General features: G+C 43.8%; 14 protein-coding genes. 8 read left to right on the top strand and 6 right to left on the bottom strand.

The window, feature by feature from the left end; all coding sequences use genetic code 11:
- Positions 1-6 precede the first annotated feature (6 nt).
- The 4 genes from trkA to AELLOGFF_RS13805 are packed head-to-tail and all read left to right on the top strand — an operon-like array spanning position 7 to position 5462.
- Entirely contained in the window at positions 7-1425 is a 1419-nt protein-coding gene (gene trkA, locus AELLOGFF_RS13820) for a Trk system potassium transporter TrkA (protein WP_268818568.1), read from the top strand.
- Between the two features lie 40 nt (positions 1426-1465).
- On the top strand, positions 1466-2914 hold the full coding sequence (locus tag AELLOGFF_RS13815; RefSeq protein ID WP_159269489.1) for a TrkH family potassium uptake protein: 1449 nt from the start codon (positions 1466-1468) through the stop codon (positions 2912-2914).
- Between the two features lie 8 nt (positions 2915-2922).
- The gene (locus tag AELLOGFF_RS13810) at positions 2923-3534 is read left to right on the top strand and encodes a class I SAM-dependent methyltransferase (protein ID WP_159269488.1); all 612 of its coding nucleotides are present in this window, start codon (positions 2923-2925) and stop codon (positions 3532-3534) included.
- 50 nt (positions 3535-3584) lie between these two features.
- Entirely contained in the window at positions 3585-5462 is a 1878-nt protein-coding gene (locus AELLOGFF_RS13805) for a putative bifunctional diguanylate cyclase/phosphodiesterase (RefSeq protein ID WP_159269487.1), read from the top strand.
- A gap of 3 nt (positions 5463-5465) precedes the next feature.
- On the opposite strand, the gene AELLOGFF_RS13800 is transcribed toward AELLOGFF_RS13805, so the two are convergent.
- Positions 5466-8339, bottom strand: a complete 2874-nt coding sequence (locus AELLOGFF_RS13800; protein WP_159269486.1) for a PKD domain-containing protein — start codon at positions 8337-8339, stop codon at positions 5466-5468.
- Between the two features lie 67 nt (positions 8340-8406).
- Between AELLOGFF_RS13800 and AELLOGFF_RS13795 the strand changes: the two genes are divergently transcribed.
- The gene (locus AELLOGFF_RS13795) at positions 8407-8691 is read left to right on the top strand and encodes a YebG family protein (protein WP_159269485.1); all 285 of its coding nucleotides are present in this window, start codon (positions 8407-8409) and stop codon (positions 8689-8691) included.
- A gap of 30 nt (positions 8692-8721) precedes the next feature.
- On the opposite strand, the gene djlA is transcribed toward AELLOGFF_RS13795, so the two are convergent.
- A complete protein-coding gene (gene djlA, locus AELLOGFF_RS13790; protein WP_159269484.1) occupies positions 8722-9513 on the bottom strand; it encodes a co-chaperone DjlA in 792 nt (263 codons plus the stop codon).
- 136 nt (positions 9514-9649) lie between these two features.
- Here djlA and glyQ point away from each other — a divergent pair, with 136 nt between their 5' ends.
- The 3 genes from glyQ (at position 9650) to AELLOGFF_RS13775 (ending at position 13497) form a co-directional block, all read left to right on the top strand.
- On the top strand, positions 9650-10588 hold the full coding sequence (glyQ, locus tag AELLOGFF_RS13785; RefSeq protein ID WP_159269483.1) for a glycine--tRNA ligase subunit alpha: 939 nt from the start codon (positions 9650-9652) through the stop codon (positions 10586-10588).
- Positions 10588-12675: a glycine--tRNA ligase subunit beta gene (gene glyS / locus AELLOGFF_RS13780; protein WP_159269482.1), complete on the top strand. Its 2088-nt coding sequence runs from the start codon at positions 10588-10590 to the stop codon at positions 12673-12675. Before glyQ ends, glyS begins: the two co-directional genes overlap by 1 nt.
- A gap of 99 nt (positions 12676-12774) precedes the next feature.
- A complete protein-coding gene (locus AELLOGFF_RS13775) occupies positions 12775-13497 on the top strand; it encodes a lysophospholipid acyltransferase family protein (RefSeq protein ID WP_159269481.1) in 723 nt (240 codons plus the stop codon).
- Positions 13498-13613: 116 nt separating this feature from the next.
- Here the strand turns inward: AELLOGFF_RS13775 and gyrB are convergent, their stop codons facing one another.
- The 4 genes from gyrB to dnaA form a co-directional block, all read right to left on the bottom strand.
- Complete coding sequence (gyrB, locus tag AELLOGFF_RS13770) at positions 13614-16031, bottom strand: DNA topoisomerase (ATP-hydrolyzing) subunit B (protein ID WP_159269480.1); 2418 nt, start codon at positions 16029-16031, stop codon at positions 13614-13616.
- Positions 16032-16150: 119 nt separating this feature from the next.
- Positions 16151-17275 (bottom strand): DNA replication/repair protein RecF, encoded by a 1125-nt coding sequence (gene recF, locus AELLOGFF_RS13765; protein WP_159269479.1) that lies wholly within the window; start codon positions 17273-17275, stop codon positions 16151-16153.
- A 136-nt stretch (positions 17276-17411) separates the two neighbouring features.
- Entirely contained in the window at positions 17412-18518 is a 1107-nt protein-coding gene (gene dnaN / locus AELLOGFF_RS13760) for a DNA polymerase III subunit beta (RefSeq protein ID WP_159269478.1), read from the bottom strand.
- 89 nt (positions 18519-18607) lie between these two features.
- Positions 18608-20089, bottom strand: a complete 1482-nt coding sequence (dnaA, locus tag AELLOGFF_RS13755) for a chromosomal replication initiator protein DnaA (RefSeq protein WP_159269477.1) — start codon at positions 20087-20089, stop codon at positions 18608-18610.
- Positions 20090-20497: the final 408 nt, after the last annotated feature.

The following is a 20497-nucleotide window of genomic DNA, read 5'->3' as shown; positions in this document are numbered from 1 at the left end:
GAGATTATCAAGCTCGGACCCAATAACCAGAAGCTCAGGCGACTCCGAACAATGAAAATCATTATTCTCGGCGCAGGACAGGTTGGTGGCACACTAGCCGCCAACCTCGCCAGTGAACACAACGACATTACCGTTATTGACAAAGATGCGGAACGTTTACGGGAGCTTCAAGATCGCTTAGATATCGGTACCGTCACCGGGCAAGCATCACACCCAGATATCTTAGCTCGCGCAGGTGCTGCAGATGCTGATCTGCTCATTGCCGTCACTAATAGCGACGAAATAAACATGGTCGCCTGCCAAGTAGCCTACTCCTTGTTTCGAACGCCAACTAAAATCTCGCGAATTCGGTCCAATGCCTACACTAACGTCGAAAAGTTGTTCGGCTGTGACGCCATACCCATCGATGTTTTCATCAGCCCTGAAGAATTAGTTACCCGCTATATTAAGCGCTTACTGCAATACCCAGGATCCCTTCAAGTTTTAGATTTTGCCGACGGCAGGGTACAGCTAGTTGCTGTCAAAGCTTACTATGGTGGGCCCATGGTGGGCAGTGAACTCTCAGCGATTCGTGATCACATGCCAACCATCGACACCCGTGTAGCCGCTATATTCCGGCGAGGCACTGCCATTCTTCCCAGTGGTGACACGGTGGTTGAAGCCGGTGACGAAGTCTTCTTCATTGCGGCTAAAAAGAACGTAATGCCAGTCATGAGTGAATTACGGCGTCTAGACACTGCTTATAAACGCCTCGTTATTGCTGGTGGCGGTAATATTGGTGAGCGCTTAGCAAGGGCGGTAGAGAGCAGGTATAGCGTTAAAATCATTGAACGCAGCTATGATCGCTGCAGAGTGTTGTCCGAACAATTGTCCAAAGCCATTGTGTTACACGGCAGCGCCTCTGACCACGACCTTCTTGCCCAGGAAAACATAGAAGAAACGGATGTTTTCTTGGCGCTGACCAATGATGACGAAGCCAATATTATGTCTTCATTGCTCGCTAAACGAATGGGCGCGAAAAAAGTCATTACACTAATCACCAATCCTGCCTATGTGGATTTGGTGCAAGGCGGCGACATCGATATTGCTATTTCACCACAGCAAATCACCATTGGTAGCTTGCTCACCCATGTCCGCCGCGGCGATATTTATAATGTTCACTCACTGCGACGAGGAGCTGCGGAGGCACTAGAAATTATCGCACATGGCGATAGTCGATCATCAAAAGTCGTAGGTCGAAGATTAGATGAAATTGTATTGCCAGATGGCGTTAGTATTGGGGCGCTAGTGCGGGGCGAAGAGGTCATGATTGCACACAGCCACTTATTAGTAGAATCAGAGGATCACTTAATTTTGTTCCTCGTAGACAAAAGCAAAATCAAAATGGTCGAAAAACTATTTCAAGTCGGATTCACCTTTTTCTAATGACAAATAACTTCCCCCACACATTGGGGCGCTTGGTTTTATGCATCTGAGAATCATAGGCCGAATTATCGGCGTATTATTAATGATATTCAGCTTAACGATGGCTGTTCCTGCGGTGATTTCCGCATGGCTAAACGACGGTGCTCTCAATGCCTTTGTCACTGCATTTGCGCTAACATTTAGTGGTGGCTTACTTTTTTGGTTAGCTAACGTCAATCAACGCCATGAGCTGAGTATTCGCGACGGATTCCTTATTGTTTCCTTATTTTGGACAGTATTGGGCCTATTTGGAGCGCTACCTTTTTACCTTGCTGACAACCCTGGACTGTCTGTCAGCGACGCGGTATTTGAGTCTATATCCGGCCTCACCACTACGGGTGCAACCGTCATTACCGGGTTGGATGAACTTCCCATTTCCATCCTATTCTACCGGCAATTTTTACAATGGTTGGGCGGGATAGGGATCATTGTCATTGCAGTGGCAATACTGCCTATACTGGGTATTGGTGGAATGCAGCTCTACCGTGCTGAAATACCCGGCCCAGTAAAAGATAATAAACTCACCCCTCGTATTACTGGCACAGCAAAAATACTATTCCTTATGTATGTTGCGCTTACCTTAGTTTGCACCCTTGCGTATTGGCTCGCGGGAATGAGTTTTTTTGATGCTATAACCCACTCTTTTTCCACCGTAGCGATTGGTGGCTTTTCTACCCACGATGCCAGTATGGGATATTTTCAAAGCCCTCTAATATTAATGATATGCAGCGGTTTTATGTTATTTGCCGCCTTAAGTTTTACCATCCACTTTCATGTTTGGCGGTCACGTTCAATTTTCTATTACTTAAAGGATTCTGAAACCAGCTTCTATCTCATCATTGTTGCTATTGCCACACTGACTATTTCTATTTACCTATATTTCAGCGGCACCTATGCACTACAAGACAGTATTATCCATGGTGTGTTTCACACAATCTCTGTGGTCACCACGGCCGGATTCGGCGCCGAAGACTTCTCAATTTGGCCCAGCTTTTTACCCGTTGCCGTTATCATGCTGTCGTTCATTGGTGGCTGTGCGGGATCTACCGGTGGCGGCATGAAAGTAGTGAGGGTCATGCTTATTGCTAAACAAGGTATTCGGGAAATGAAGCAACTTATTCACCCCAATGCCGTCATCCCCCTAAAAATAGGTAGTCATCGTGTAGAGGCTAAAATTGTTAGTGCCGTATGGAGTTTTGTCGGCATTTATATGATCTCTTTTATCATGATCACCCTAGCAATGATGGCCTGCGGTCTCGATGCTCTCAGTGCTTTTTCAGCCACTGCCGCCGCCATAAACAATATGGGGCCTGGTCTCGGTGAGGTTGCCGCAAGCTATCGCAGTGTCAGTGACGCCGGAAAATGGATACTGTGCTATGCCATGCTCTTGGGACGATTAGAAATTTTCACCCTCTTAGTTCTATTCTTACCCTCATTTTGGCGACGTTAGTCAACGCTATGTCAAAATTACTTGAATCAGACAGTCAAACAAAATGGAACCGCCGCCACAGCGAACGCGAGCTCGGCAGCCCTGCCTGCGAAGTACTGCTACAGCACCTTGATTTACTACCAGACAAAGGCTATGCGCTAGACTTGGCGTGTGGTCTAGGTCGAAATGCCATCCAACTCGCAAAATGCGGCTTGGAGTGTGATGCTGTAGATATATCAGATGTTGCGCTGGCACGGTTACATACTTTCGCACGCCAGCACGAACTCAACATCAATACCCACTGTGTAGACATCGAAAATGACGGTATTGGAGACAAGCAATATGATGTCATTGTCGTCAGCTATTTTCTTCACCGGCCATTGCTGGCCAAGATTGTCCAAGCATTAAAACCTGGCGGCCTGCTTTTTTATCAAACCTTCTTAAGATCTGATACAACAACGGGTAACTCGAACCACCATAAAACAAATAACCGCTTTTACTTAGACAAAAATGAACTTCGCGCACAGTTCAAAAGCCTAAAAATACGCTATTATCAAGAAACATCGTTGAAGGAACCATCAAGTACCGCACCCGTTGCAATGCTGTTAGCAAGCAAGGCGCAAAATAACAACGTGGCGTAGTCTTGGCCTATACTCTCAACGATAAGCCTTAAACTTATAAGAGCTTTTTAATGGCACACCTTTACCTCGCCATAGCATTAACCGTCTCTGCAGCTATTGCAGCCGTAGTATATTTTGGTTTTAACACACCTTACGACCCCGCGTTACTCACCTTAGCCACACTCCTTGGCTGCACTTTTGTTATTGCCTTCATGTTAAGCAATCGCCTAGAGCGTCAACAAACACGCCATCGCCAGCTTGCCGATACCAATGCACTTCAACAACAGCTTATAGAACACAGCTCTTCAGCTTTTCTGATGCTGGATAACCAACTTAATATTCTTTTTTTAAACACTAACCACCCATCACTTGAAAAGATGGTTGCCAATGTCGATGTTTTTTCACTTGATCAGTATTGGCAAGAAAACGTGCCTGAAGAAACACGCAAGCTCGTCAACCAAGCGATAAGCGATAAGCGAGAGTGGCGAGGAGAGCTACGTTTTCAGAATGCAGAAGGGAGTGATTATGTCGCAGCAACCATTGCCCCGATCCTTGAAGATAACGGTGATTTGTCCCGTGTTGTTATTTCAATTGAAGATATTTCTGAGCATAAAGCCATTGCAGATCGATTATTCATTCGTGAACACTACAACGTCCTAACCGGTCTACCCAATCGACATTTTGCCCTTCGCGCACTGCAATCAACCATTAATGAACAAAACCATGGTGATAGTCATTTTATTCTCATTCATATTGATTTAGATCGTATTCGATATATCAATGATTCTTTGGGTCACCAAGTTGTTGATAGAATATTTATAGAAACAACCGAACGTTTACGACACAGCGTAAGCGAAGATCAAGTACTGGCGCATTTAGGTGCCGACGAATTTCTAATCATCCTTAACGCATCTAACAGTAGCATAGAGGCTCAAAATCTAGCTAATACAGTTCTCGAGCAATGCCGTACCCCTTACTTTATTGATCAACATGAAGTCAATATATCGGCGAGTCTCGGCCTCTGCCAATACCCCGATGATGGTGCCGATAGCACAGTACTTATGCGGCGTGCTGAAGCCGCAATGTTCAATGCAAAAGAGATGGGAGGAGACCGGTTCAGCTTTTATGAAGAGGGGATGAGTAGCGAAACCGAAAAACGCTTAGAAATAGAAAATCATCTGCGTTATGCCATCGATCGTGATGAATTCAAACTTTACTATCAACCCGTTATTGATCTCAAAACTAATAGCTTAAGCGGAGTAGAAGTACTGTTACGCTGGCAAAATACCGATTTGAGGAATCCCGGCCCCGATCAGTTTATCTCTGTTGCCGAACAGAGCGGTTTAATCATCGGCATTGGCAAGTGGGTGCTAGAACATGCTTGTAAGCAAGTCGTCACTTGGTCTCAGACCGACTTACCGCCGCTAACAGTTGCGGTTAATATTTCAGCTAAACAATTTATTGATGGTGATATTGTTGAAAGTGTCCGTTTTGCACTTCGCCAAAGCGGTTTGCCTGCATCACGATTAGAACTGGAAATTACCGAGGGTCTATTGATAAATGATACGGCAGAGATCCGCGACACCTTCATGCAGCTCAAAAAACTAGGGGTTCACTTATCACTTGATGATTTTGGTACTGGCTACGCCTCACTCAGTTATCTTAAGCGCTATCCCTTTGATACATTAAAAATAGACCGCAGCTTTGTACACGATATTGATAACTGTAACGACAGCGTTACACTGACCAATGCCATTATCGCCATGGGTCACAGCTTTAACATGACCGTTATTGCAGAAGGCGTTGAAAACCTGCACCAACGACGCATATTACGTGAACGTCATTGCGATATGGTACAAGGTTTTCTGTATTCTCCGCCGCTACCAACAGACCAGTTTGTATCGTGGGCCAAGCGCTATGCTGAAATGCAAACAAGTCAGCACGTTTAAAATCTAGAGTACCGGCAACACCATAGATTCATCCGTCCAAACTTGAGGCACAAAGCATTGTGGTAATGGCTCGGTGCCTTCTTGTAACCAAATTGGCGCTGAAAACGCTATCGGGCGATCGCCATCAAGTACACGCAAGAAGACATACTTTACATCAGAGCTGAATCCCAAGCGTGTTTCCCATGTCGAACCCGCGCTAGAATCCAACACGGTGTTATCAGGCCCAATTAACTCAAACCGCGGCGCAGTTACAAGGGTGCCATTCGACAACATACTTGCCTTCACGAGAAGCTCAGTACCTACTGTACGTCGTAATCGCGAGCCCATAACGTGATTGTCTACGCTAAAATCCAGACGAATATCGTTGTAGTTCTGAGCAACCGCATAAAACCTTCTCGCCAACATAGCCTCGCGCAAATCATCTCGACTATTAGAACGCGCAATGAAAACAGTCTTAGGTAGGTCACCATCACCCCAGCGAGTATCATGATGATCCTCAGATCCTACCGGGGCTAAATACCAACCCTTATCTAAAGCATAGCTTAACCAACTACCACCGGGACCATCACTATCGTATTCGCTTCCTTTACCAAATACCTCTATACCCACCGTTCTATAATCTGCAGCGGGGACATAGCGAAAATCATTAAACGTGAAACCTGGATCGCCGCCGAAATACTCAACAAAACTCTCTATTGCATCTTCACGACCAGGGTGATTAAAACTCAGCAAACCATCAGAACCACCGCCAAATTGTGCAGGATAGGAGAACCATTCCCAAAAGCGCACCATACTTACCGCATAACCAGGCCCAGTCTTGGCGTTGATAATATTACGAGAAAAGAACACATTAGCGTGTCCAAAGCGATCAGAAGTCCATTCAAAACCACGAAATGCCGTGAACGTTTCATCGCTTGCAGCCAGTGCTTGCTCCTGTGTTGCCTGCCATTTTACAAATGCATCGCTACGATTATCTGGATCCACAAATAAGAAGCAATCAAAAAACTCTTCCGGAGCACAGTCACCACGACCAACAGAAAGCGGAAGACCCATATTATCTGAGTGATCAGAGCTGCCCACAAAATCTAAGCCAGATGCTTTAACACGCGCATACACATCGGCGGGGCGGGTTAAAAACGTACCATCTGAATAAGCCGTATGCTCATGGAGTGCACCCGCATAATGCTCAAAACTATTGTCATCATAAGCAGGGTTGCAGGACCCAGCCGAATCTTCTTCACCAAGTTGTTCTAAGACATAGCTAGGATCGGTAATACTGGTCAACGCTGTCCCACACGTTTGAGGGCTTGGGTTGTCAATGCAAGCCAACACTGCAGGGCCAGCAATTTGGACAAAAATACATTCAGTGTTCGCAATATCACCGGTACAGGCGACAAATGCATCAGGGTCCAAAACTGGAGCGAGTGGTGCCAGAGGACAACCAGATGCCATTGGCTGTAATAGGCATGACAAGGGGTCAGGCGCAGCTGCGTTCCTAGCCACCCCCTGGAAACTTACTAGCTTGCTGGCCGTACTTACTCCATCACTTAATAAGAGCTCTAATTCAAAAACTTCATTCTTGCTAAGAATCGGTAAACTGGCACTCGCATTACCATCTATATCTTGATGAATAGTCAGCAAGGCTTGCTCATCACCAACCATTTGATGCCACTCATAGGTCAGTGCATTACCATCGGGATCCTGCCCAACGGCAACAAGCTGAATAGTCTCGCCACTATAAGCGACACCAGGGTCTACATAGGCATCTTTTATAAACGGAGGTTGATTTTCAACGGCCAAAACTCGAATAGTCAGCATATCAGAAGCAGAAGCTCCAGCATCATCAAATGCCGTTAAGCGAAGCTGTAAATCAACGTCATTGGTCACATTGGGTGCAGTAAAATTCGCGGTTAAGGTGTCGGCTTGATTTACCTCTAACTCAGCATAAGGCGCTAGTATCTCCCAGAAAACGGCTGAAACCTCGCCGTCGCCATCGCTAGCCATACCCTCTAAATAGACAAGCTCATTAGCCATAACCTCTTGATCCGCACCAGCTTCCACCTCGGGTAGCTGATTATCAAGGGTATCAAACACCTGTATTTCAATTTCAGCACTCGCAGCAAATCCACCACTATCCTGCACTAAAACAGTCACAACAATGACTTGATCTGTTTCCACCTGTGGTAGTTGGATAACAAACACATCTTGATCATCAACACTGATGACTTGTGCAACTGGTCCAGACTTTTGCTGCCATTTAACTGAACGAATACTGCGGCCACTCTGTGCTAAGGCCTGAACAGAAAGCTGAATTTCATCCGCTTCATTGCCTGAGGTATCCTCACTACTTGTTATTTGAGGTTGCTTAGTGACGTCATCTTCAGGAAAAACAGTGACTTTTTTACTGCCGACTTCCACTTGCCCACCCGAAAGTACTCGCTCCAAACTAAAATTCAGTTCCGTAGTTTGATTTACATCGGGCGCCACATAGCTCAAACGATCACCATCCATCTCAACCAAATTCACATCGAGCAAAGCACTATCAAATTGCCACTGCCATGTGCCCGACGTATTCGCCTCTGGTGTTGCACGCAAAGTATGTTGTGAATTAGATGCTATTTCGTCCCCACCAGTAATAGTTAACTGGCTCGGATCGGGCTGAGATGAGTCATCGGACGATGACTGCTCACTAGTGTTAACACTGTTGCCGCCGCAAGCTGTCAGCAGTCCGAAATAAAATAACAAACTAGCTAGTCTTAAGAACGGGTTCATAAATTTCGCTGCGGCTATAGAATTAAGGCCGCGAAGATAGCAAATGTCCATGACATTCGCGTGAATCAGCAACAAGCTCACTACTTCTAAAAATATTACTTGCACAAACAACTGTATTTACATACAGTAAATATTAAATTCAATACCGTTCAATAATCAGACGAGGTGACGTATGGCGGTAGTAGCCAAGTGGATGTGTGATAGGGACAATAGTATGTTTGACAACAAAAAAGATGCCGATGCCTATGACAAAATGTTGGAGTTGGCAGAAGGTTTCAGCGCATTGCTACAACAACATATTCCCGATGTTGACGAAACTAAGGCCGAAGAATTCGGAATTTTCTTAGCCAAAAACAAAGAAGCTGTTATGCAGGCCTGTAAAGGGAAAGTAGAAGCGCTGGACGAAATTGACTCGAAAGAAGCTGACAATATTCGCCCCATATCAGCCCAAGGCTAAATAATGTTGCGTAGGGTCCAGCACCGTTTTCTATTTTGAACCCCGATTTTTCTTAATTAAATCGTAGGCGACTTGGATTTCTTGGGCCTTTTCTGTGGCTATTTTCATCATATCTTCTGGAACACCTTTAGCCACCAGCTTATCGGGGTGATGCTGACTCATCAACTTACGATAAGCTCGCTTTATTTCTGCATCCGACGCCGACGCTTCAACACCGATAGCTTGGTAGGCCTTTTTAAGCTCAGAGCCACTGGTTTCACTCTGTGAGTAACTGCCACCGCCATGAAACTGACGCTGCGCCATCACCATATCTACTAAACGTTTAAACTCATGAGCGGACACCCCTAAGTAACCCGCTACTCGGCTAACAATATCCCGTTCTGCATCAGCCATTTCTCCGTCAGCCAACGCCATCGTCAACAAGGCCTCTAGCAACATCTGACGCAATAAGGGCTGACTTTTTGCTACCGTCATAAAATCTGATATTTGAGGCTCTAACTGGAAACCACTATCACTGCCTTGTTTAAAACGATTTATAGCATCTTGACGTCGTGCACCAGTAAGATCCAGCTGAGCGATAATCGCCTCTGTTTGCGCAATTTCAGACTCGCAAACACGGCCATCAGCCTTAGCTATATGGCCCATCACACGGAATACCGTGTCAAAAAAGATATTTTGAATACGCTCCCGCTCAGCACCATAATTAAAACGCATGGCCTGACCTAAGCCTCGATCAAAAAATGTCCCAACAACGAAACCCAGTAGTGCCAAAAGCGGGCCACCCACAAAAAACCCTAAAATCGCACCAATTATTTTTGCCATTCCAGTCTTTCTCCTAAAATCTAGCTGTTAATCATAGCAAGTCCACTATGGCTTCGACTAGAAACCGCCTTAGTCTTAACGCAGTGGCCTTCATATCTGTATAATTCACCTCTTTATTTATTTCGTGGGGAAAGCCGTGAGTAAGGCAGACGTCAGCACCTTTCAGGGGCTAATCTTAGCATTACAACAATTTTGGGCTGAGCAGGGCTGTGTTCTATTACAGCCGCTGGATATGGAGGTCGGCGCCGGTACCTTTCATCCCGCTACCTTTTTGCGCGCAATCGGCCCTGAAACGTGGAATGCTGCCTACGTACAACCTTGCCGCCGGCCAACGGATGGTCGCTATGGTAGCAACCCCAACCGGCTTCAACACTATTACCAGTTTCAGGTCATCATGAAACCCTCGCCAAGTAATATTCAGGAGCTATATCTAGACTCTTTGAAAATGCTTGGCATCGACCCCCAAGTACACGACATTCGGTTTGTTGAAGACAACTGGGAATCACCAACACTCGGGGCCTGGGGGCTTGGCTGGGAGGTTTGGTTAAACGGTATGGAAGTAACCCAGTTTACTTACTTTCAACAGGTGGGTGGTCTTGAGTGTTATCCCGTTAGTGGTGAAATAACTTACGGCCTAGAGCGCATAGCAATGTACTTACAGGGCGTAGATAGTATTTATGATCTGGTCTGGACAAAAGGGCCGGCTGGCAATGTTTCATACGGCGATGTGTTCCACCAAAATGAAGTTGAAATGTCTCACTTTAACTTTGAAGAAGCAGATACTTCACAGCTATTCGCGCAGTTCGATCATTGTGAAAAGGAAAGTGAACGCCTTATAGAAAAAGGTCTACCGCTACCTGCTTATGAAATGGTAATGAAAGCATCGCATGCATTCAATTTACTTGATGCTAGACACGCTATTTCTGTTACAGAAAGACAACGTTTCATTTTACGTGTCCGCAGCTTGGCGCGTGCAGTCGCGCAGGCATATTACGATACACGCGAAGCTTTAAACTTTCCTTTAGCACCCGACAATTTACGGTCCGAATTAGCTGCCGCAAAGGAGAGCAAATAATGAACCACGTCCGTGATTTATTAATTGAAATTGGTACTGAAGAATTACCACCAAAATCTTTAAAAACATTATCAAATGCTTTTTCAGAAAGTATTAGATCCCAGCTTGCTGGTCTGGGTTTAACTTTCTCATCAAGCAAAAGCTTTGCAACACCTCGCCGTCTAGCCATACTTATATCTGATTTAGCGGAAACCGCAGCGGACAAAGAATTAGAGATTTGGGGGCCACCTGTCAAAGTTGCCTTTGACGATGCCGGCAATGCAACCAATGCTGCCTTGGCCTTTGCCAAAAAAAATAAGCTAAATATTGAAGAAATACATCAGTTTATTGCAAATGATGGCAAACAAGAAAAACTCTGCTATCGCAGTATTGCTAAAGGTGTGGAAACAAAAAGTATTATCGCTTCTACCATTGATTCAGCATTAAATTCACTGCCCATCGCTAAGAGAATGCGGTGGGGGTCGTCTCGAACCGAATTTGTAAGACCCATTCAATGGCTCGCCATTGTTTTTGGCAATGAAACCATTCAAGAAAATATTTTTGGCCTAACATCGTCTAATAATACGAGAGGACATCGTTTTCATTGTACTCATGAATTAGAAATATTGTCCGCCAATAGTTATGAAACTATCCTTAAAGAACAGGGAAAAGTTATTGCGGATTACCAGCAACGACAAGATATTATCCGCAATCAAATTACTGAACTGGGTATTAATCTAGGCGGTAACACTGTTATCAGTGAAGATTTATTAGATGAAGTTAACTCCTTAGTAGAATGGCCTGTTTCATTAGCCGGTAGCTTTGAACAGCGTTTCTTAAAAGTACCTGCAGAAGCATTAATTTCATCAATGAAAGAGCATCAAAAATATTTTCACATTGTTGATGCTAACAACATGCTTATGCCACACTTTATTACAGTTGCAAATATTGAAAGTCACGACCCTCAAAAAGTTATCGATGGCAACGAGCGCGTTATTCGTCCACGACTTAGTGATGCCGCTTTCTTTTTTGAAACCGATTGTAAAACCAGTCTTGAACAACGCCGAGACAAACTCGCTAACATTGTTTTCCAAGACAAGTTAGGCACCATTTATGATAAAACCTGCCGCGTGGCTGAGCTAAGTTCTAATATAGCAGAGCACCTAGGGGCAGATGCTACACTTGTAAAACGAGCCGCAGAACTCTCTAAAAGTGATTTAGTTACCGACATGGTGCTTGAGTTCGATGATATGCAGGGTATAGCTGGTTATTACTATGCCCAAAATGACGGTGAAGAAAATGAAGTCGCGCTCACTATGAACGAGCAATATATGCCGCGATTTGCAGGCGATACTTTACCCACCACCATGACCGGTACCATCGTCGCACTTGCCGATCGTTTAGATACTATTACTGGTATTTTCGGGATTGGACAAATACCAACCGGCTCAAAAGATCCCTTTGCATTACGTCGTGCATCCCTTGGTATTTTGCGCATTATCATTGAAAAAAAGCTTCAACTGGACCTTGCTGATTTGGTCAAACTAGCTATCGAAAAGCATGGCAAATTTGATGACAACCCTAAGCTAAGCGACGCTGTCATTGCTTATATTATTGATCGGTTGCGAGCCGGCTATGAAGACCGAGGTATTTCCGCCGAGGTATTCCTCTCTGTTAACGCAAAACATTTGAGTGCACCCTTAGATATAGATCAGCGTATTAATGCAGTGCAGGCTTTCAACCAAATGCCGGAGGCTTCTGCACTGGCTTCTGCTAACAAACGTGTCTCCAACATTCTTGCGAAAGTAAATGCCCCAATAAGTCAGACTGTGGATCCCGCATTACTTCAAGAGCCTGCAGAAATTGCTCTCGCAGAGCAATTAACTTTGCAAAAAACTAAGGTATCGCCATTATTTGCTGTCGCTGACTACGAAGGAGGTTTAAAGGCACTCGCCGCCTTGCAGCCCACCGTAGATGCTTTCTTTGAACACGTTATGGTCAATGCAGATGAAGCTGCATTACGCAGCAATCGACAAGCTTTACTAAAACAACTTCAAGACTTGTTTTTGCAAGTTGCTGATATTTCCTTACTTGTAGTTGGTAAATAATATTTACCGATTTGTTGGATTTCTACGGTGGGGGAGGGCTGTTTCCAAGCCGTCCCCGCTTTATGCATAACACTGTGTTGAATAAGGTTAAATTCTTGTATGGAAAATATTGCTAATTTTATATTGACGATACGCTCATCACTTTTTTTTATCGGTTATGCCTTAATCACCGTTGTTGTTAGTGTTAGCGGACTTTTGTTTACCTCTTTCCTCCCTTTTCATATACGCGGTCGCTATTTTGTACTGGGTAATGCGCTAATAATTTATTGGTTACGCATTTGTTGTGGCGTAAAAACTCAAGTAAAGGGCACACTTCCAAAAGATACTCCATATGTTGCTATGGCGAAGCACCAAAGCCAGTGGGAGACATTTTATTTACAGTGGTATCTATTTCCCGTTGCCACAGTTGTAAAACGAGAGTTATTCAATATCCCGTTTTTTGGCTGGGCACTAAGAATGATGAACGCTATTGGTATCGACCGCAGTAACCCAAGGGCAGCGATTCGACAGACGATGGAGCAGGGCCTATCTCGCCTTAGAAATAACTACAGCTTACTTATATTTCCTGAGGGCACTCGAACCCCAGTGGGCAAACGTGGTAAATACGCCCGTAGTGGGGCAGGTATTGCCATTGAGGCGGGTGTCGCAGTATTACCGATAGCACACAACGGTGGCAAGCTTTGGCCTGCGAAAGGACTCAAAATAAAACCCGGCACCATAACCCTTGTCATCGGTGACCCTATTCCAACTTCAAATAGAGAAAGCCGCGAACTAATGCTAGAAGTAGAGAACTGGATCGAAGCTCAGTGTGAACTCCTTTAAGCCTTACTTACGGTATTATCAATCAAAAAAACCTATGTCATAAGTATTCAATGTCTATTTCAAAATATGCTCGGGTTACAACGCATCATTTGTAACGCCGAGCATAAATTAGCCCATCAAATATCTAGGTTAGCTACTTTAAGTGCATTAGTTTCAATAAAGTCTCTGCGTGGCTCTACATGGTCACCCATAAGGGTGGTAAATATCTGATCCGCAGCAACAGCATCTTCTATTGTAACTCTCAACATACGGCGGGCCTCAGGATCCATTGTCGTTTCCCAAAGCTGCTCAGGGTTCATTTCACCCAAACCTTTATAGCGCTGAACATTAAAACCACGCTCCGCTTGCTGCATAAGCCAATTAATTACATCAGAAAAATCACTGACGTCTTTCGTTCTTTCGCCACGTTTAATATACGCGCCTTCTTCTAGTAATCCTTGCAGACTTTGACCCAAAGAAACGATTGCTTGGTAATCGGCAGACTTGAAGAAATCACGCCCAAACTGATAGTGATCACTCACTCCATGAGAAATAATATCAATCACGGGCAAGAAAATATGTAACTCAGGATCTTCCACAACGCGAACATCATAGCGATGCTGGGCATCTCTTTGCTCTAATTCAACGGTGACTTCCGCTAATTTTTCAGCCCAACTCGCAACAATAGTTTTAACTCCTAACTCGTCGGCATTGAGTACAGGCATATACGTCATTTCACGAAGCACTCCAACAGGATAAAGGCGTGAGAGCCTTGCAATAATACTATCAACGCGGCGGTATTGAACTATCAGCTCTTCCAAACCAGCACCACCAATGGGTGCTGCATCTGGGTTAACATACAGCGCGGCACCATCCAGTGCAGACTGGGTTAGGTAATTAGCTAGTGCGGGTTCATCTTTCAAATATTGATGCTGCTTGCCACGACCAATTTTAAAAAGTGGTGGCTGTGCTATAAATATATGGCCATTTTCAATCAATTCAGGCATTTGTCTAAAAAAGAAAGTTAAGAGGAGGGTACGGATATGTGACCCATCCACATCAGCATCAGTCATGATAATAATGCTGTGATAACGTAATTTTTCTACATTAAACTCTTCCTTCCCAATACCGCAGCCTAATGCCGTTACGATAGTACCGACCTCAACGGAAGAAATCATTTTATCGAATCGCGCTTTTTCAACGTTAAGAATTTTACCTTTCAGCGGCAATATAGCCTGGGTACGACGATCTCGCCCTTGTTTAGCAGAACCACCCGCCGAGTCACCCTCGACTAGGTATAATTCAGATAGGGCAGGGTCCTTTTCTTGGCAGTCAGCAAGTTTACCTGGCAGCCCAGCTATATCTAATGCCCCTTTACGCCGCGTCATCTCACGCGCTTTACGCGCAGCTTCACGTGCACGCGCTGCATCCAGCATTTTCTGAACTATTAATTTAGCTTCATTTGGGCTTTCCATTAAGAAATCACCAAACTTCGCGGTCATAGCTTGTTCTACTATTGTTTTAACTTCGCTGGATACAAGCTTATCTTTAGTCTGTGACGAGAACTTTGGATCAGGGACTTTAACTGAAACAACGGCTGTTAGACCTTCTCGAGCGTCATCACCAGTAGTCGCTATCTTAGCTTTTTTAGCCAATCCTTCTTTTTCAATATACGTATTTAAATTTCTCGTTAAACCGGCCCTAAAACCTGCTAAATGCGTACCGCCGTCCCGCTGAGGAATGTTATTGGTGAAGCAGTACAGGTTTTCTTGAAAACCATCATTCCACTGCAACGCAACCTCAACAACAACGCCATCACTTTCTGTTGTGAAATGGAAAACATTGTTTACTGTCGTTTTATTTGTATTTAAGTACTGAACAAAAGCACTTAAACCGCCTTCATAACAAAACTGTTCTTTCTTACCATCTCGCTCATCGATCAGCTCAATGTTTATACCTGAGTTTAAAAATGCTAATTCCCGGATACGCTTAGCTAAGATATCAAAGTGAAACTCAATATTCGTAAAGGTTTCTGCCGATGGTTTAAACCTAATTTCTGTACCTGACCTTTCTGTTTCACCGATTATTTTTAAGGGTGCCTGCGGGATACCGTGCTTATAAACCTGCTCATGGACGCTTCCTCCTCGCCTGATCGTAAGCTGCAATTCTTCAGATAAGGCATTAACGACCGAAACACCCACACCGTGGAGGCCACCAGATACTTTATATGTATTGTCGTCAAATTTTCCGCCCGCATGGAGCACTGTCATGATAACTTCGGCGGCGGTGACACCCTCATCATGCATTTCAGTTGGAATACCGCGACCATCATCTGAAACAGAAATCGACTCATCACCATGGATAACCACTTGTATTTTACTACAATGACCAGCCAAGGCTTCGTCTATTGAATTGTCGACAACTTCAAAAACCATATGGTGCAAACCAGAGCCATCATCTGTGTCGCCAATATACATTCCAGGCCTTTTACGAACGGCATCAAGCCCTTTCAATACCTTAATACTAGAAGAATCGTATGTTCTGTTTTCTGTCATTTCTAGCCAACCTCAGTATCCGAATGCCGGACATTCAACTTATTGTATATTCGCAGCAACACACTGCCTTACTTACACCCAAAACTTCTGTGAAAATCGTCAAAAAAAACGATCACACTTTAACACTCTGCAATGGACCCATGTTCCACGTGAAACCTTTTCAAGCCTTTTCCTTTGCACCATTCATCATTTAAATCTGAACGCTTAACAGAGCTAGCAAACACTTGAACCCCCAAGCTAACAAGCTCAGCAAACACTGCCATACAACGGTACTGGTCTAACTCAGCAGCTAAATCATCGACAAGAAAAACCGTTGAAACACCCTGATCAAGTAAAACTTTTGATTGAGCTAGCTTTAAAGCGCAAACCAGTGTTTTAATTTGTCCACGAGAAAGTACATCTCCTGCAGGCAAACGACCAATTTTGAACTCTATATCGGCTCGGTGTGGTCCCGAGCGGGTAAACCCTGCTCTAAGATCACTTGTTAAGTTGTTTTTCAGGTGTTCTTCAAAATCGATCTCATCTACCTTCCACCCTGCATGCATTACCATACTAAGAGGAGGCATAGAACTTGCCCCATCATCAACGCCACTAAGTTTAAGCAAACGAGCATATATAGGATTGAAGGCTTGCTCTAGAAGTTTAAAGTGTTTTTTTCGCTCTTCATGTATATAAGCCGCCATAACCGCTAATTCTCGATCCCACGGCGCGAGCTGACAAGCCTCTATATTACCACGTCTGAGCAAAGAATTACGCTGTAGCAGCGCTTTCCTATACCTTGGCCAAAATTCATAAAAACCAGAGTGTTTCACGTGGAACACTCCCCAATCCAGATATTGCCGCCGAACTGAAGGGCTACCTTCTAATAGCTCGAAACTAGCAGGGTTAATAACTTGAACAGGTAAAACACCAGCTAGCTCCCCAACAGTGGACAGCTTTTCACCATTTATCTTAACGACAACAGAACCTTTTTTCGGGCGACTAACGCCTATAACCGTATTTACATTTTTATTATCAACGACAATCTCTCCACGTACCGTTAAAGCATCAAACCCATAAGAAATAACAGACTCCATCTTACGGGAACGAAATGAACGACTAAGAGCAAGGGTATGAATAGACTCTAATATGCTGGTTTTCCCACTACCATTAATGCCATGTATAAAATTGAAAGCACAAAACCCTGACAGATCTACCTGCTGTATATTTCTAAAGTTATAGATGCTCAATTTTTCTAGATACATACGTAATACCGAAAAAAAACATATGGCTCGATATAACAAGAAGGGGAGAGGGAAGAGGTGGGTAAGATAGTGACACGCCTTAAATCATGGAAATATAATACAATTGAAACAAAGCATGTCACGTAATGATTAGACATTACAAACGCATTGGCATCACTACATACTGACAACCACCACCTTCAGCCTCTTCAATTAATGTAGAGCTGTTGGCGTCTGAAAGTGAAAATTTCGCGGACTCACCATGTATTGCCGATAAAACATCTAGCAAATAACTTACATTAAAACCTATCTCTAAGCTGTCGCCTTGATAATCAACTGCAACAGTTTCTTCCGCCTCTTCTTGCTCAGGGTTGTTAGCAATAATCCTAAGCTCTCCACTTGTCAGAAGCATCCGTATCCCACGGTATTTCTCGTTGGACAATATTGCCGTTCTAGCAAAAGCTTGCTTAAGTTCTGCCCTTGAACCCAAAACAACTTTGGTACTGTTTCGGGGTAGCACCCGGTCGTAGTCAGGGAACTTACCGTCTATTAATTTGGAAGTGAAAGTAAAATCAGCTGTCACCACGCGAATATGATTACCGCCTACAATGACTTCAGCGTCTTGATCTTCATTGATCAGCAATCTGGCCAGTTCAACAACACCTTTTCTCGGGACAATGACATGAGCGGCGGTATCAACAGCAATATCACCCTGAAAAGTCGCCATAGCAAGGCGGTGGCCGTCTGTAGCAACAACCCGCAACTGGCCATTAGTAACTTCAAACAACATCCCATTTAAATAATAACGAACGTCTTGCTGTGCCATAGCAAAGCTGGTTCGTTCTATTAATCGCTTTAACTCACCTTGTTTAAGCGTGAAAGACTGACCACCTTTAGCTTGCTCAACACTGGGAAAATCATTTGCGGGTAGGGTAGATAACTGAAAACGACTACGACCAGATTTAAGTATTAATTTTTGGTCGTCCAATTGAAACTTAACATCTGAACCGTCTGGCAAGGCTTTACAAATGTCGACCAGTTTCCTTGCTGGAATCGTTATTTCACCCGACTCACTTGAAACATCATCTAAATGAACACGACCAATTAGCTCTACTTCTAAGTCTGTACCGGTAAGAGCCAACTCCTGGCCGTTTAAAACAAGCTGCACGTTCGCAAGAATTGGTAAGGTTTGCCTGCGTTCAACAACACCCGCAACCAAATTTAAGGGCTTAATCAACGCTTCCCGCGAAATAGAAAATTTCATGCGCCTAGTTCCTGTTCTTTTAAGTAATAATTTAAAGGTTAATACAAACTATGACTACTGTATTATATAACGCGCCACTAAACATCAGATCAACTGGTAAGTAGCCTTATTAAATTTTGATAGTCTTCCCGTATATCACCATCACTTTCACGCAACTCTTTTATCTTTCGACAAGCATGAAGCACTGTGGTGTGATCACGGCCACCAAAACCTTCACCTATTTCCGGAAGACTGTGATTTGTTAGCTCCTTAGATAAGGCCATTGCTACTTGTCGAGGGCGAGCAACGGAACGACTACGTCGTTTTGACATCAAATCCGCAATTTTAATTTTATAATATTCAGCTACAGTGCGCTGAATATTATCCAAGCTGACTTGTTTATCTTGTAATGCCAATAAATCTTTTAGCGATTCCTTAATTAATGGAATATCGATTGGTTTCGCCATAAATCGCGAGCTGGCAATAACACGTTTTAAAACACCCTCTAACTCTCTCACATTAGAGCGAACACGTTGTGCAATAAAGAATGCGGCATCAGAAGGAAGAACGGTATTTTCTTGCTCAGCTTTTTTGAGCAGTATAGCAACACGAGTCTCCAACTCAGGCGGTTCAACAGCGACCGTCAGCCCCCAACCAAATCGAGACTTCAAACGCTCTTCTAAGCCTTTGATTTCTTTAGGGTATCTGTCACAAGTAAGTATCATTTGCTGGCCACCTTCAAGCAGTGCATTGAAAGTATGAAAAAACTCTTCTTGGGAACGATCTTTACCTGAGAAAAACTGAATATCGTCTATTAAAAGTGCGTCCACTGAACGGTAATACCGCTTAAACTCATTAATCGCATTCAGCTGGAGGGCTTTAACCATATCTGCAACAAAACGCTCTGAATGTAAATAAACCACTTTCGCATTTGGGTTTTTTTCCATTAATGCATTACCAACTGCATGCATTAAATGCGTTTTACCAAGACCAACCCCCCCATAAAGAAATAACGGGTTGTAGCCACGACCAGGATTACTGGCAACTTGGCTGGCAGCTGCTCTAGCTAGTTGGTTAGACTTCCCTTCAACAAAAGTGTCAAAGGTATACGATTCCATTAAGGAACTCTGATGCCGAATACCGCCTTCAACCTCAACTTGCCGTTGACCAGTTATAATGGCTGGCGACGATTCAGAAGATGAAACAGGCTTAGCTGGAGAGCTGGCCGGAGGAGGAGACGGGGCAAAGGACTTATTATGAATAGGAGCTGGTGCTGACCTAGCGGCATGATGAGCACTAGAACTGGACTGAGTACTGACACCATGCTGAGAACCTCCATTTAAAGATCGTTCTGCAATACCAAGCTCAACATGTAATTTTCTTCCTGGAGGCGATAACTCAGAGACCAATTCTACAATACGAGTGTAAAAACGGTCATTCACCCAATCTCTAACAAATCGATTGGGTGCACAGAGACGGATAAGATCATCTATAAATTCGACACGTAGAGGGCGAATCCAAGTATTAAATTGCTGAGAAGGCAATTCGTCTTGCAAGTGTGCAATACATTTCTGCCAAATAGCGTCCAACAACTCTCACAACCTCCAAATATGTATCTAAGCTGAAAGCTTGATACTAATAAAATTCAAACAAAATAGTTTGGTCATTCTACGCGTCAAAACAGAGCTTATCCACACCTTTCTTCACACTAATAATATTAAAACAAATCAAAAAAACCCTTTTTATTCAACAGGATAAATAAGCTATAAAAATAAAAAAAGAAAATGGGAGTAAAATAAACACAATATAGAAAAAACCCAAACAACCTGTGTATAAGCTGTTAGTAAAATGTAAATTAGATGTACATAGGCGTGTATGACGCTTAAGTAACACAAAAAACTACAAATCATTGCTATTAAGCTCAATGTCCACTAAAATTCGCGATCCGATTTTTCACTACCTTAATAAAGGTGGTGCCTGCTGTCGCTTAAGTGGTAGCA

It is taken from the genome of Zhongshania aliphaticivorans (genome assembly GCF_902705875.1).
Taxonomy (GTDB): Bacteria; Pseudomonadota; Gammaproteobacteria; order Pseudomonadales; family Spongiibacteraceae; genus Spongiibacter; species Spongiibacter aliphaticivorans_A.
The sequence above is the reverse complement of the archived record's forward strand: the minus strand, read 5'-3'. Positions and strand labels throughout refer to the sequence as shown.